Here is a 13,238-nt window from a genome sequence, read left to right on the forward strand (position 1 = left end):
GACTGCTGATTACTGAACACTAAAGCTCCCCCTCCCACTCGGCATAAAACTGCGCCAGAAAGCCTTCCATATACCTGTGCCGGCCTTCGGCAATTTTGCGGCCCGTGGCGGTGTTCATGCGGTCTTTAAGCAACAGCAGCTTTTCATAAAAATGATTGATTGTGGGGGCCGCACTGGCCTTGTACTGGTCTTTTGTCAGGTTTAGTTCCGGTGCAATGCCGGGGTCATATATGGGGCGGTTCTTAAACCCGCCGTAGTTAAAGGTGCGTGCTATGCCTATGGCACCTATGGCATCAAGCCGGTCGGCATCCTGCACAATATCAAGCTCTATGCTGCTGAATTTCTTCTCAAAATTGCCGCCTTTAAACGATATGTTCTCTATAATGGCAATAACGTGGGCAATTGTTTGCCCGTTTACGCTGTGGCTTTCTAAAAATTCACGCGCCACGCGTGGCCCTATGGTTTCATCCCCATTGTAAAATTTACTATCGGCTACATCGTGCAGCAGCGCGCCCAGCTGCACTATAAGTAAATCGCAAGCCTCTCCTTGTGCTATGTTTAACGCATTATTATACACCCGCTGTATGTGGAACCAGTCATGCCCGCCTTCAGCGCCCTCAAGTTGTTGTTTAACAAAATTTATGGTGTGGTGTATAAGTGTGGGATTGCTCATTGTCTTTTTTTGCAAAGATAGGGAAAGTGGTCAGTGGTCAGCGGCAGTAGGCAGTTAGAGAGGTAAAGTAGCAAAGTTCTTCGAAGTTCCTAATACTGAATCCACGTAACAACAATAACAACAATTAAAATAAAACGCCCGCAGGTAGTTGGCTGCGGGCGTTTCGGGTAGTAGTGTGTTGAGTATAGTCTAGTTTTCGTGTTTTAGTGATTCCAGGTGGATCAGCATATCTTTAGTCATGCTTTCCAGGTTAAATTCGTGTTGCCAGCCCCAGTCTGCACGCGCGCTGCTGTCGTCTATGCTTTGCGGCCAGCTGTCGGCTATTTTTTGCCGGAAGTCGGGCTCGTAGCCTATCGTGAAATCCGGAATTTCCCTTTGTATGGCTTCAGCTACCTCAGCAGGTGTAAAGTCCATAGCGCTCAGGTTGTAGCTGCTGCGTATGCTGATGCTTTCAGCCGGGGCCTGCATTATTTCTACAGTGGCGCGAATGGCATCGTCCATATACATCATGGGGAGGCGGGTTTCCTCGCTTAAAAAGCAGGTGTAACTTCCATTCTCAAGGGCTTTATGGTAAATGTCTACAGCATAATCGGTAGTGCCGCCTCCGGGAGGGGTGCTCCAGCTAATAAGGCCGGGGTAGCGTATGCTGCGCACGTCTACACCATAAATGTTGTGGTAGTACTCGCACCAGCGCTCGCCGCTTTGCTTGCTTATGCCATATACGGTGCTGGGCTCCATAATGGTATACTGCGGGGTATTTTGCTTAGGGGTGGTAGGGCCAAAAACAGCAATGCTGCTGGGCCAGAATATCTTTTTTATCTTGCCGCCTTTGGCAAGGTTAAGCACATGGAAAAGCGAATTCATGTTGAGGTCCCAGGCAAAGGCAGGGTTTTTTTCGGCGGTGGCACTTAGCAGTGCAGCCATAAGGTAAACATCCTCTACATTATATTTTTCTATAACATGCTCTACCTGGTTATAGTCGAGCGCGTTTACAACTTCAAAGGGTCCCGAAGCTACAAAATCAGGGTCGCCCTTGCGTACATCAGACGCTATTACTGCGTTAGTGCCATAAACGGCGCGGAGTTTTTTGGTAAGCTCTGTACCTATCTGTCCGCAAGCGCCTATTATTAAAATGTTCGCCATGTAGTGTGTTGTGTTTTACTGCGCAAAGATAAAGTAATAAAATTATCGATTTTACTTTTTAATAACTCTGTTATAACATTTTTTTGAAAGATTGTGATTGAATAACGCTTATAGGGGAATATTGTGCATTGAATAGGTCTCACCCACCGCATCAGGCACCGGCCTTCCGCCATCGCACAGTCCAACAACCGACAACCGCCAACCAGCAACCAATTTCCTACTCAAATACACTACTTTTGTAGTTTTTGAGTTTATAGGGATAAGATGCTAAAGAACGGGCTTTTATGGATGTTTTTATTGTGCGCGGCCAGCCTTTACGGGCAGGACAACCCTGTGCAGCATAAAACCCGGAATGTATTAGCCGTTAACGATACGGTGCGTATCGACAGCATCTCTGTCAACCCTGCTTATTTTCAGTTGACTGACAGCGGCGGCAAGGCCATAGACACTACACTTTACCGGGTTGATTTTTCTTCGGCAAAAGTCATTTTTAAAAACGGCGGTGCCCCGGCAGACAGCCTGAAGGTTACCTACCTGCCCTACCCCGATTTCCTTACAAAAAAATACAGCCTGTATGACAACTCCCGCGTGGTAGCTAACGACGCGCAAACCGGCCAGCGCTTTGCCTACCAGCAGGGCGCTGTTAGCACCTTTAAACCCTTTAACGGGCTTACCACATCGGGCAGCATTACCCGGGGCATTACTATAGGCAACAACCAGAATGCGGTAGTTAATTCTAACCTCGACCTGCAAATTACCGGTAAATTGTCAGACAAAGTAAGCCTGCGCGCCAGCATACAGGACAGCAACATCCCCTTGCAGGAGGGCGGCTACTCTCAGCGGCTGGATGAGTTTGACCAGATATTCATCGAAATGTTCAGCGACAACTGGAATGTGCGCGCGGGCGACCTTTTCCTCGAAAACCGGGAGTCCCGTTTCCTGAACTTCAACAAAAAAGTACAGGGGCTTAATACTAATTTTACCTTCGGAAAGGGCGATAGTAAAACCACCATAAGCATGGCAGCGGCGCTGGTTAGGGGGCAATATGCCCGCAGCACCTTTACCGGGCAGGAGGGCAACCAGGGGCCGTATAAGCTTACGGGCAATAACGGCGAACTGTATGTACTGGTGATTTCTGGTTCAGAGCGCGTGTATGTAAACGGTGTGCTGCTGGAACGCGGCGAGAGCAATGACTATGTTATAGACTATAACGCCGGCGAGATCATCTTTACCTCGCTGTTTCCCATTACCAGCGAGATGCGCATTAATGTAGAGTACCAGTATACACAGCAAAACTACACCCGTTTTGTTACCTATGGCGGCATTACCCACAGGGAAGAAGACTGGAGCATAGGCGGCTATGTATATAGCGAAAGCGACATGAAAAACCAGCCACTGCAGCAAAACCTGACCACAGAACAGGTAACCGCGCTACAGCAGGCCGGCGATGATACAGCCTTAATGACCGCGCCATCGGCGTACGTAGACAGCTACAGTGAAAATAAAATTCTGTATCGAAAAATTAATCAGGATGGGATTGAAGTATACCAATATTCTACCAACCCTGATGACGAATTGTACAACGTGCGGTTTACGTTGGTAGGTAACAATTTGGGTAACTATATTCTTAGCAACGCTGCCGCGATAGGCAAGATATATGAATATGTTTCACCTGTAAACGGCGTGCCGCAGGGCAATTATGAACCGGTGATACGGCTTACGCCCCCTGCTAAAATCCAGATTGCCACAGTCCTCGGCAAATACAACCCATCCGAAAAGACACTCGTAGATTTTGAGGCCGGCATAAGCAACAACGACATTAACCTGTATTCGCCCATAAACGACGGCAACAACACGGGCCTCGCCGCTAAATTTGACGCAAGGCAGCGCCTCTTTACCAAAGAAACATGGCTGCTGGATGCGTTTGCCAACTACCAGTTTGTGCAAAAGGATTTCCGTACCATAGAGCGGTTATTTAATATCGAGTTCAGCCGCGACTGGAACCTTACCAATATTGTTACTACCGACAATAACCAGAGTTACCTGATAGCGGGTACCCACCTGAAGCTACCCAAAAACGGCCAGGCCACCTACCAGCTTGAAAAGCTTGATTTTGGCAACGCCTTTAGCGGTACGCGGCAGGTGGTTACGGGGCAAATGAACTTTGGCAAACTGCTTGTGCAAAACAACGGCAGCTGGCTGGAAAGCGATGGAGTGTACAGCAAATCGGCGTTTATTCGCAATGAGGCGCTTTCTAAATACCATTTTGGCAAAAACTGGGTGGGAGCGAGCCTGCGCCTTGAAAACAATAAAGAAAAACTAAAAGCCACTAATGCCTACAGCACCTTAAGCCAGAGCTTTACGGAATATGGTGCCTTTATAGGCCGTGGCGACAGCACGAAAGTATATGTAGAGCTGGGCTACCTGCAACGCGCTAACGACAGCCTTGTAGGCGAAAGTCTGGACAGGGTAAATACTTCCCGCTCGTACTACCTTAAATCGCGCCTGCTGAAGACCGACAAGAGCGACCTGAGCCTGTTTGTAAACTACCGCAAGCTAAAATTTACCGACGGCATACAGCAGGACCAGCCGTCGCTCAACTCGCGCCTGTTGTATAACGACCGCTACTGGGACCAGCTTGTACAGGTTACCACCGCTTTTGAAACCCTCTCAGGCACCATTGCCCAGCAGGAGTTCACCTACGTTGAGGTAGCGCCCGGGCAGGGCGTGTACCGCTGGAACGATTATAACAGCAACGGCATACAGGAGCTTCAGGAGTTTGAGGTAGCGCCGTTCCCTGACCAGGCTATTTATGTGCGGGTTTATTTGCCCAACCAGGTGTATATAGGCACCCACCAGAATAAATTCTCTCAGTCCGTTACATTAAATCCGGGGCAGTGGCAGGGAAGCACCGGCTTTAAAAAATTCCTTTCGTACTTTTACGACCAGGCCTCTTATTTGGTAGACCGCAAGATACAGCGCGACGGCAACAATTTTGACCTTAACCCGTTTTCGCAAAGCGAAACTAACCTGCTGGGCCTTAACGAAGCTTTTCGCAACAGCATTTTTTATCATCGAGGCAAGCAAAAGCATTCCGTAACGTATACCTACCTCAACAACCGCAGCAAAACGCTGCTATCAGTAGGCAGCCAGGACAGCCGCATACTGTCGCACCAGTTGCAGTATGCCCACCTGATCCAAAAGATTTGGCTGCTCTCTCTAAACGCGCAAAAGGGCACCTCATCATCAGAGGCAGAAAATTACGGCAGCAAGAATTTTGACATCAATAATTATATCATCGGGCCGAAGGTGTCGTATATCTTTTCGCGCAATGCGAGCTGGGATGTATTTTATGAATTCCAAAATAAGGAAAATACCATAAGTGAAATGGAAAAACTCAACCAGCACCGGTTGGGTACGTCGTTTAACTATGCATCAGAAAAAGGCTTTACCGCTAATGGCGAACTTTCATTATACGACAACAAATATACCGGCAGCCAAACCAGTGCCGCGGGCTACCAGATGCTGCAGGGGCTTACCGCCGGTAAAAACACTACCTGGCGCCTGCTGCTGCAAAAAAACCTTACCCAGTTTTTAGACATTAACGTTAACTACCAGGGCCGAAAGAGCGAAACCAGTAAGGCAGTACACACCGGCAGCGTGCAGCTAAGGGCTTATTTTTAGCAGGCAGAAGCAGTAGCTTCACTAAGGGGTGTAACGATAGCGAGCCTTTACTGCGCAGCCATATGCTTAGATAAAAGTGAAGTTACTCAGCAGCTCAGAAACTCATAAAAACAACAAAGCCGCCCCTTAAGAAAGGGAGCGACTTTGCACCAACCAATATAAGAAAACCTAATATATATACTTATTGTTTTACAACACGTACTGTAGCGGTAGCGCCATTATCGGCAGTTACTTTTACAATATAAGTGCCCGCGCTTAGCTGTGCCATATTTATCTCAGCACTGTTACCCGAGGCTTTTTGTGCCAGTACCTGCTGGCCAAGCAGGTTGTGTACCTGTATTGCTGCAAGGCTGTTATTTGCTGAAATCGTAGCAATGCCGCTTACCGGGTTAGGATAGGCTTTAAGGCCGCTTATGGTAAATGTGGCCGTGCCTGCCGCCGCTGTCGCGGTAACCGCCGTATAGTCGCTTTCGCAGCCGTTAAGGGTTTGGGTTACGTAATATGTAGTGCCGCTTACCAGAGCAGTGGTTGACGGTATTGCAGTATAAGTAGTACCGTTTAAGGTATACCATTGCACAGTACTGCCTATCACGATAGAAATTTGAAGGTCGGCAACTGTTTCTCCGGCATCAAAGGTTTGCGCAGGGGCAGCGCCCGGCCCTGCAGGTATAGGATTTATAGTAACGTTTACCGTACGTATTTCGCTCTCGCAGTTCGCAGGCGTTTGTGTTACATAGTATACACCATTAGTTAAGGTTGCCGTTTGTGCAAGAGGCGTGCCGCTGTTTTCTAAGTACCATTTAAGGTTAGTCCCTGTAGCAACAAGTTCGGCCACGGTTGCGCCTTCACAAAACGACTGGTTCCCGGCTGCCCCGGGCAGTGCGGGAATATCTAAGGTAACTGTTACGGCTTTACGGGTGCTGGTGCAGTTGCCCTGTGTTTGGCTTACATAATAAGTGCCGCTACCTATTGTTGCAAACGATGATATAGGTGTTGTAGCCGAATTACTTTCATACCAGCTTACCGATGCGCCGTCTTGCAGCGTTACAGCAATATCCTGTATGGTAGCGCCGTTGCACAGCGTTTGGGCTATGGCACCCCCAGGCTCCGGTACAGAAGTTACGGTAACAACAACCGGTGTACGCGTACTTTCACACGCGCTTTGCGTTTGAGAAACATAGTAAGTGGCAGAACTTAGGGCGGTAGTACCGGTAAGGGCAGTACCGCCTGTTGCGTTTTGATACCAGCTGAATGTAGCGCCCTCTTCACCCGTAGCAGTTAGCTGGGATACGGTAGCCGGCGAACAAAAAGACTGTGCCTCTGCTGTAGGGGCATTTGGGGCAAGGCAGTTAAACGCCTGGTTTAGTTTATAGCCGCGGTTACTGCCGTGGTTAGAGAGCGAGAAACTTGCACTCGACCCCCTTGCCCAGGCAAAATCAATGTTAGCATCGGTGTAGTTAAACGTAAAATCGCCGGTGCCGCCTGCAAACGCACGGGTAGCAACTATGGTGCGTGTGGTTCCGCTTACAGTGTTGCTTGTTACTGTCCAGTCGTTAGTATCGGTTGAAGGCGCGCTGCCTATTCCGTTTTGGTTTGCGTCTATAAGGGTAGTGCCGTTGTAGTATACCACATCTGTACCGTCCTGCATGCCGCCACCGGTTGCAAATGAGCCAAATTGTAATGCTATCCAGCGGTCTTGTGGGCCAGTAAGGGTAAGGGTAGCCGTAGAAGTACCGCTGTTAAGGTCTACCTTAGCAGTCATGCCCGTGGTAAGGGTAACTGTGCCTGTAGTTTTGCTTTGGGCGAATGCTGCCCCTGCTGTAAAAGCCAGTAAGGCTGTGAGTAATACTTTTTTCATGAGCGTTTTATTTAGTTATTTGAAAAGATTAATGATCTCGGGGTTCTTTGTAAAAAGGGCATGGTCGTAAGGTGAGTGCCCTTCGTGGTCTTTTACCTTGGTATCTGCCTTATACTTTAGCAGCAGGGTGATGATTTCTTTGTTCTCAAACTGCACAGCGTATACTAAAGGCGTTACGCCCGAAGCATCAGCAATATTAGGGTTTGCCTTATTTTCCAGCAGCAGCTTAGTAAGGCCGGCGTTACCCTTTACCACCGCTGCCGCAAGTGCTGTGCCGCTGCTGCTGTTAAAGTTTATGTCTTTTACATTTGCCGCCAGGTACTGTGCCACATGCTCGTTGCCCCTGTAACACGCCAGTATAAGCGGCGAAAAGCCCATAGCGCTTACCGCATTTATGGTATCGTGGTTTTTTACAACCAGCTGTTTCATCTCATCAAGCGTACCGGTGCGGGCGGTATCAAAAACATCCTTGCCCTGCGCCATGCAAAATGCCGGGATGATAACGGTGATGAGGAGTATAACTAATCGTTCCATAGTCCTAAATTTTGAGTGGTTATTTTGTAAGCTGCAGGTTATAGGTTACTTTAATTTTGTCGGCTATTTTTTTGCTAACCACCGCGGGCACTTCTATGTCAAAATCAGCGGGCTTTACATCAAATGCCCCGGTTATAGTTAGCGTATTGCCCTGTTTTGAAACCTTGGCAGGGCCGGTAATATGTTTCGTCTTGCCGTGAAGGGTAAGGTCGCCGGCTACGGTATATGTCTTGGCTTCCGCCGAAATTTTAGAAATATCAAATCCCTCTATCTTCCCCTTAAAGGTAGCTTTTGGGTATTTATCACTCTCAACATAATTTTCATTAAAATGTTCCTCCATCAGGGCAACCTTAAACCGGAAGCCTTTAATAAGGGTAAGCACCGCGATATCGCCCGTTTCGGGTACCACAACCGCCGAAGCCGTTTTGCTTTCGCCGGCCACCTCCTCAAAAGAAGGCACACTGGCTTCAAACCTTATATTACCTGTTTTAGTGGTAAACTTCTGGGCCGCCATAACACTGCTAATTAGCAGGGTTATTAAAATTAAAATATTCTTTTTCATAGCAATTCTAGTTTTCTAATAAGCCATCATTTTCCCATTCTAAGATAATGTCTATCGTACTCTGGGGCATCCTGCCGCTTTGTGGCATTGCGCCGTCTTCGCCGTTTTGCCGCTGTATACGGTCAAGCAATCCGGCATTCTCTACCGCGTCTTTAACCTGGGTATACGTACTCAGCGGCCTGAAGGATGCCGAACCACCGGGTGTATGGCAGCTTACGCAGTTAGCGTCTATTATCGTTTTTACATTAGCGTTGTACGTTACATCGCCATCTATAACCGTGTTGTCTTGTATATCCTCATAGGTTGTAGACTCGCATGAAGCAAGCGCGACCAACAATATGGGGAATAGTATATATCTTTTTATCATTGCTGCAATTTTTAAAATACCCTGTATAAGTTAAACCCAAAGAAAAAATCGCCTTTGCCCCAGTCGCCCGCGGCAGAAGTAAGGTAACCGCTCTCGGTCATGGCCTGCGAATTAGTAAATACCATCTGGAAGATGTGGCCGCCTGTTTCTATATCAAGCCCCACTGATAGTGGATTTTTGTAATAATCTGGCTTATCAAAATTATACGCATATTCCAGGTTTAGCGACATGCGCTTGGTTAGCTTTATGCGGCCACCGGTGCCAAGTGAAAACTGGTCATTGTTTTCCAGTGTAGGTTCATACAGGTTTTTATGTATAAATGAGGGTACCAGCTCCAGCGACAGCGCCTTATTAAACTTGCGTGATATAAGCAGCTGGTGTATATATATAAGCCGGTCTGAAAATTCAAGCCCCGGATATTCGTCTTTTTCAATGAACGAGTTTACATCAATAGTGCTGTAGCCCGCAATATCTACCGGAAAATCGTTACCCTGCCGTGCCAGCCTGTATTTAAGCGAGCCCTCATACATTTTAAGCAGCGTATGGCGTGAAAAGCTTGCCGAAAGCCAGCTGTTTACACCATAAATAGCGCCCAGTTTTGTAGTGGCATTATCCAGCCCGAAAAAAGTATCAAACCCTTTTTCTACCGAACCAAAGCGGTGGGACACCACTACATACCATTCATTAGCCGCAGGCATTTTTGTGGTTTGAAGCGTTATAATTTGCAGGCCCTTAAAAGCCGCTGAAGCATAGCCGTCATCTACCTGTGTAGAGTCGAGTTCGCTAAGGAGGTCGTCCTGCCCATGTGCAAACATTGCACCCAAGAGGCAGGCAATAGATAGTAATCTTTTCATTATATTAGGTGTTATATGGTGCTTATTTAAGGGTACACTGGTCGAGCTTTACCTCGCCAAATAGCTCATCATAGCCTATGCACCTGCCTTTTATGGTAACCTCCTTACCTTCAGGTTCATTCATCTTTTTCTCGAAGCCACAAAACACCCTGTCATTTAGCGTAACAACACTGTCTGCAACGGTAGTTACTATGCCGCTTACCACTATGGTTTTGTTCAGGTACTTAGCATCGGCTGTTTGCTGCGCGGCCTGGTAATCGGCCGTAAGGCTGTCGGCGGTTATGGTATAGGCCGCTTCTTCGCTGTTAACATCACGTGTGCCTTTGTAGAGGTAGCCGTACCAAACATAAGCGCCTGCAAAGGCAGTTATTATAATGACAATCGAAATTATTAAAACCCTATTTTTCATCAACAGTTTGGTATAAAGCCCGTGGCATTGTAATTAAGTTAACGAAATTAACTATTAGCACGAAACATTTAGGAGCTATTGTGTATTGCCACGATGCGGGTTAGTATTTACGGTGTTTGGCTTAGAATTTGAAAAGTTTGATATACACACTCATCGCTATAAAAAACAAGGCTGCCGGAACTATAGTTCCGGCAGCCTTGTTTAATCTGTGTTTTATGCGCCTACTTTACTTCGTTAAGCAGCTTGCTTATTTCGTCAAGTTTCGGCGTAAGTATAATTTCTATACGGCGGTTTTTGCTTTTGCCCTCTGCGGTATCATTGCTGGCTACAGGTGCATACTCGCTGCGGCCGGCGGCCGTAAGGTTTTTAGGGTCTACTTTTTTATTCTCTTTTATAATGTTTACAATGGCCGTTGCGCGCTTGGTACTAAGATCCCAGTTATCAGACACGCCGTTGCCGCCGTTATAGGGCACGTTATCGGTATGGCCTTCTATAAGTACCGATATATCCGGGTTATCGCCTAATACTTTGGCTACTTCAACCACTGCTTTTTTACCTTCGGTGCCTACCGTCCACGACCCGGAGCCAAAGAGTAACTTATTTTCCATGCTAACATATACCTTTCCGTTTTTGTGCTCTACGGTAAGGCCTTTGCCCTCAAAGCTGTTAAGGGCCTTGCTCAGCTTGTCTTTTAGGGCACTCATGCCGGCTTCCTGCGCGGCCATCTTGCTTTCCAGTTCATTTACACGCTCGCTGCGGTCTTTCAGTTCCGCGCTTATTTTGTCAAGTCTTTCCCTTTCGGCTGCCAGGGCTTTTTCTTTTGCCTCAAGCTGGGCAAGCAGTTCGCGGTTCTTTTTTACATTAGCATCAAGGGCGCTGCTGCTGTCTTTTTCAAGTGCTGTATAGCTGGCCTTAAGGTTGTCAAGGCTGGCTTTAGTAGCGGTATAATCGGCCTGTAGCTTATCGCGCTCGGCAATGGCTTTATCCAGTTGGCTTTGCAGGTCTTTGCTTTTCAGGTCAAGTTCATTTTTTTCTTTACTCAGCGCGGCATTCTGGTCGGCAATGTCGCGGCTTTCCTTTTTAAGGTCGGCATATTTGTTTTCAAGGTCCTTGTAAACCTTTTTAGAAACACAGCTGCTGGTAGTAAGCGCAAGTGCCAGTAACCCTGCCGAAATTGTTTTGATGTTCATATTTGTGTAAATTTTTAGTGGTCAACAATTGTTCTTTTTGAGCAAAACCTCTTTAGTCAAACTCTACCAGTATGGGGCAGTGGTCGCTGTGCCTGGCCTCGGGCAATATCACGGCGCGGGTAAGGCGCTCACGCATAGGCTCGGTAGCCAGCGCATAGTCTATACGCCAGCCCTTGTTATTGTTGCGGGCATTGGCGCGGTAGCTCCACCAGCTATAATGGTGGGGGTCTTTATTAAAATGGCGGAAGGTATCTATAAACCCGCTTTTTATAAACCCGTCGAGCCAGGCGCGCTCTTCCGGCAAAAAGCCAGAAACTTTTGCATTGCGTATAGGGTCGTGAATATCTATAGCCTCATGGCAAATGTTATAATCGCCACAGATGATGAGGTTAGGATGCTCCAGCCTTAATGTGTTTATGTATTCCTGAAAATCGGCCATGTATTTAAACTTATGGTCCAGCCTGTCTATGTTAGTGCCGCTGGGCAGGTACAGGCTCATAACGCTAAAGGTATCAAAATCAAGCCGGATGTTGCGGCCTTCAAAATCCATGTGGGGTATGCTGGTACCGTATACTACATTATTAGGCTTGTGCTTGCTAAATATCGCAACGCCGCTATACCCCTTTTTCTGGGCGCTAAACCAGTAGTGGTAGGGGTAACCTGCCTCTTCTATGTGCTGCACGTCTACCTGGTCTACATTGGCCTTGGTTTCCTGAAGGCAGATAATATCCGGGTTGGCCTGCTTTAGCCAGTCTATAAATCCTTTGGTATAGGCGGCGCGTATGCCGTTTACGTTGTATGAAATGATTCTCATTTATGCAATTTGGTTTCCCAAAAATAGTTAAAATTTTTAAAAGAAAAAAATCTTATAAATATCGCGCACAACAGCCTTTGAACTCCCCTCTCCATTACTCCCCGAAAGGGAGGGAGCCAACTGACGGGTACAGTTCGCCAACAAATACTACGACATTGCGGCGAACTCGCACTCAAACATCCGAGTGAAGCTGACCCCTCCTTTTCGGGGAGGGCTGTGGAAGGGATAAATACTAAACCTTTATAAAACATATATGTCTTATGCTATAAAATCTTTAAATTTGTACCTAATGATATACCTTGAAACTTGAAACAACTATCTTACAAAAATATTTCCATAAGCTATACCGATACCGGTAAGGGTGCTTGTATAGTACTACTGCACGGTTTCCTTGAAAACCAAGCCATGTGGGATTTTTTTGTAGAGGAGTACGCTAAAAAATACAGGGTTATAACGCTTGACCTGCTGGGGCATGGTGCAACCGGCTGCCTGGGCTATATTCACACTATGGAAGACCAGGCTGATGCCGTGCATGCCGTATTACAGGAACTGCGCATCCGCAAGGCCATGGTGATGGGGCACAGCATGGGTGGTTATGTGGCGCTGGCTTTTGCCGAATTATATCCTGATGTGGTTAAAGGCCTTTTACTGCAAAACAGCAGCGCCCTTGCCGACAGCGATGAGCGCAAGGCTAACCGCGACCGTGCCGTAATAGCCGTTAAACAAAGCGCTGTTAATTTTGTGCGTATGAGCATTGCCAACCTTTTTAGCGAAGAAAACCGTGAAAAGTATGCACCCGAAATAGAACAGCTTAAGGCCGATGCGGTGCAAACCCCTGTGCAGGGCATAGTGGCCGCGCTTGAAGGGATGAAGATACGCAAAGACCGCGAGGTGCTGCTGCATTTTGCCCCCTATCCTATCCTGCTCGTTTTGGGCAAAAAAGACCAAAGCCTGGTGTACAGCGAGCACGCCCCGCAGGCAGAAGGCACTGCCGTTAAACTTGTTTCCTACCCCTACGGTCACATGGCGCATATAGAAAACCGCGACGATTTACTTAAAGAAACACTGGAATTTTTTAAAGGCGTGAAGTAGTTAATTTAAGAAAGCAGGAATTTTAACGTTTGTGCCAGTTAACTGTTATTTATATTTG

At 47.3% G+C, this 13,238-nt stretch carries 12 protein-coding genes; 2 read left to right on the plus strand and 10 right to left on the minus strand.

The genetic code is table 11. From position 1 onward, the window contains the following. Positions 1 to 19 precede the first annotated feature (19 nt). Both ACLI09_RS00235 and ACLI09_RS00240 read right to left on the minus strand, forming a co-directional pair. The gene (locus tag ACLI09_RS00235) at positions 20 to 673 is read right to left on the minus strand and encodes an HD domain-containing protein (RefSeq protein ID WP_411417563.1); all 654 of its coding nucleotides are present in this window, start codon (positions 671 to 673) and stop codon (positions 20 to 22) included. A gap of 189 nt (positions 674 to 862) precedes the next feature. Beyond that, a complete protein-coding gene (locus ACLI09_RS00240) occupies positions 863 to 1,816 on the minus strand; it encodes an L-threonine 3-dehydrogenase (protein ID WP_411417564.1) in 954 nt (317 codons plus the stop codon). Between the two features lie 264 nt (positions 1,817 to 2,080). Here ACLI09_RS00240 and ACLI09_RS00245 point away from each other — a divergent pair, with 264 nt between their 5' ends. Beyond that, on the plus strand, positions 2,081 to 5,500 hold the full coding sequence (locus ACLI09_RS00245) for a hypothetical protein (protein WP_411417565.1): 3,420 nt from the start codon (positions 2,081 to 2,083) through the stop codon (positions 5,498 to 5,500). A 181-nt stretch (positions 5,501 to 5,681) separates the two neighbouring features. Here ACLI09_RS00245 and ACLI09_RS00250 read toward each other — a convergent pair whose 3' ends face one another. From ACLI09_RS00250 to ACLI09_RS00285, 8 genes are all read right to left on the minus strand, one after another. Beyond that, positions 5,682 to 7,358 (minus strand): T9SS type A sorting domain-containing protein, encoded by a 1,677-nt coding sequence (locus ACLI09_RS00250; protein ID WP_411417566.1) that lies wholly within the window; start codon positions 7,356 to 7,358, stop codon positions 5,682 to 5,684. 15 nt (positions 7,359 to 7,373) lie between these two features. Continuing rightward, a complete protein-coding gene (locus tag ACLI09_RS00255) occupies positions 7,374 to 7,892 on the minus strand; it encodes an ankyrin repeat domain-containing protein (RefSeq protein WP_411417567.1) in 519 nt (172 codons plus the stop codon). A gap of 19 nt (positions 7,893 to 7,911) precedes the next feature. After that, on the minus strand, positions 7,912 to 8,454 hold the full coding sequence (locus ACLI09_RS00260) for a YceI family protein (RefSeq protein WP_411417568.1): 543 nt from the start codon (positions 8,452 to 8,454) through the stop codon (positions 7,912 to 7,914). Positions 8,455 to 8,461: 7 nt separating this feature from the next. Then, entirely contained in the window at positions 8,462 to 8,821 is a 360-nt protein-coding gene (locus tag ACLI09_RS00265) for a cytochrome c (protein ID WP_411417569.1), read from the minus strand. Positions 8,822 to 8,832: 11 nt separating this feature from the next. Next, positions 8,833 to 9,675: a DUF5777 family beta-barrel protein gene (locus ACLI09_RS00270; protein WP_411417570.1), complete on the minus strand. Its 843-nt coding sequence runs from the start codon at positions 9,673 to 9,675 to the stop codon at positions 8,833 to 8,835. 22 nt (positions 9,676 to 9,697) lie between these two features. Continuing rightward, the gene (locus ACLI09_RS00275) at positions 9,698 to 10,084 is read right to left on the minus strand and encodes an OB-fold protein (RefSeq protein ID WP_411417571.1); all 387 of its coding nucleotides are present in this window, start codon (positions 10,082 to 10,084) and stop codon (positions 9,698 to 9,700) included. Between the two features lie 221 nt (positions 10,085 to 10,305). Continuing rightward, positions 10,306 to 11,274, minus strand: coding sequence for an OmpA family protein (locus ACLI09_RS00280; protein WP_411417572.1), 969 nt, complete (start codon positions 11,272 to 11,274; stop codon positions 10,306 to 10,308). 52 nt (positions 11,275 to 11,326) lie between these two features. Continuing rightward, complete coding sequence (locus ACLI09_RS00285) at positions 11,327 to 12,088, minus strand: exodeoxyribonuclease III (protein WP_411417573.1); 762 nt, start codon at positions 12,086 to 12,088, stop codon at positions 11,327 to 11,329. A 306-nt stretch (positions 12,089 to 12,394) separates the two neighbouring features. Between ACLI09_RS00285 and ACLI09_RS00290 the strand changes: the two genes are divergently transcribed. Further along, on the plus strand, positions 12,395 to 13,180 hold the full coding sequence (locus tag ACLI09_RS00290; RefSeq protein WP_411417574.1) for an alpha/beta fold hydrolase: 786 nt from the start codon (positions 12,395 to 12,397) through the stop codon (positions 13,178 to 13,180). Positions 13,181 to 13,238 lie beyond the last annotated feature (58 nt).

It is taken from the genome of Flavobacterium sp. RHBU_24 (assembly GCF_046613695.1).
Lineage (GTDB): Bacteria > Bacteroidota > Bacteroidia > Flavobacteriales > Flavobacteriaceae > Flavobacterium.

Coding starts and splice junctions, on each gene's coding strand:
- ACLI09_RS00240 (WP_411417564.1), bottom strand. CDS start 1,816: ATGGCGAACATTTTAATAATAGGCGCTTGCGGACAGATAGGTACAGAG.
- ACLI09_RS00280 (WP_411417572.1), bottom strand. CDS start 11,274: ATGAACATCAAAACAATTTCGGCAGGGTTACTGGCACTTGCGCTTACT.
- ACLI09_RS00275 (WP_411417571.1), bottom strand. CDS start 10,084: ATGAAAAATAGGGTTTTAATAATTTCGATTGTCATTATAATAACTGCC.
- ACLI09_RS00250 (WP_411417566.1), bottom strand. CDS start 7,358: ATGAAAAAAGTATTACTCACAGCCTTACTGGCTTTTACAGCAGGGGCA.
- ACLI09_RS00285 (WP_411417573.1), bottom strand. CDS start 12,088: ATGAGAATCATTTCATACAACGTAAACGGCATACGCGCCGCCTATACC.
- ACLI09_RS00255 (WP_411417567.1), bottom strand. CDS start 7,892: ATGGAACGATTAGTTATACTCCTCATCACCGTTATCATCCCGGCATTT.
- ACLI09_RS00260 (WP_411417568.1), bottom strand. CDS start 8,454: ATGAAAAAGAATATTTTAATTTTAATAACCCTGCTAATTAGCAGTGTT.
- ACLI09_RS00265 (WP_411417569.1), bottom strand. CDS start 8,821: ATGATAAAAAGATATATACTATTCCCCATATTGTTGGTCGCGCTTGCT.
- ACLI09_RS00235 (WP_411417563.1), bottom strand. CDS start 673: ATGAGCAATCCCACACTTATACACCACACCATAAATTTTGTTAAACAA.
- ACLI09_RS00270 (WP_411417570.1), bottom strand. CDS start 9,675: ATGAAAAGATTACTATCTATTGCCTGCCTCTTGGGTGCAATGTTTGCA.
- ACLI09_RS00245 (WP_411417565.1), top strand. CDS start 2,081: ATGCTAAAGAACGGGCTTTTATGGATGTTTTTATTGTGCGCGGCCAGC.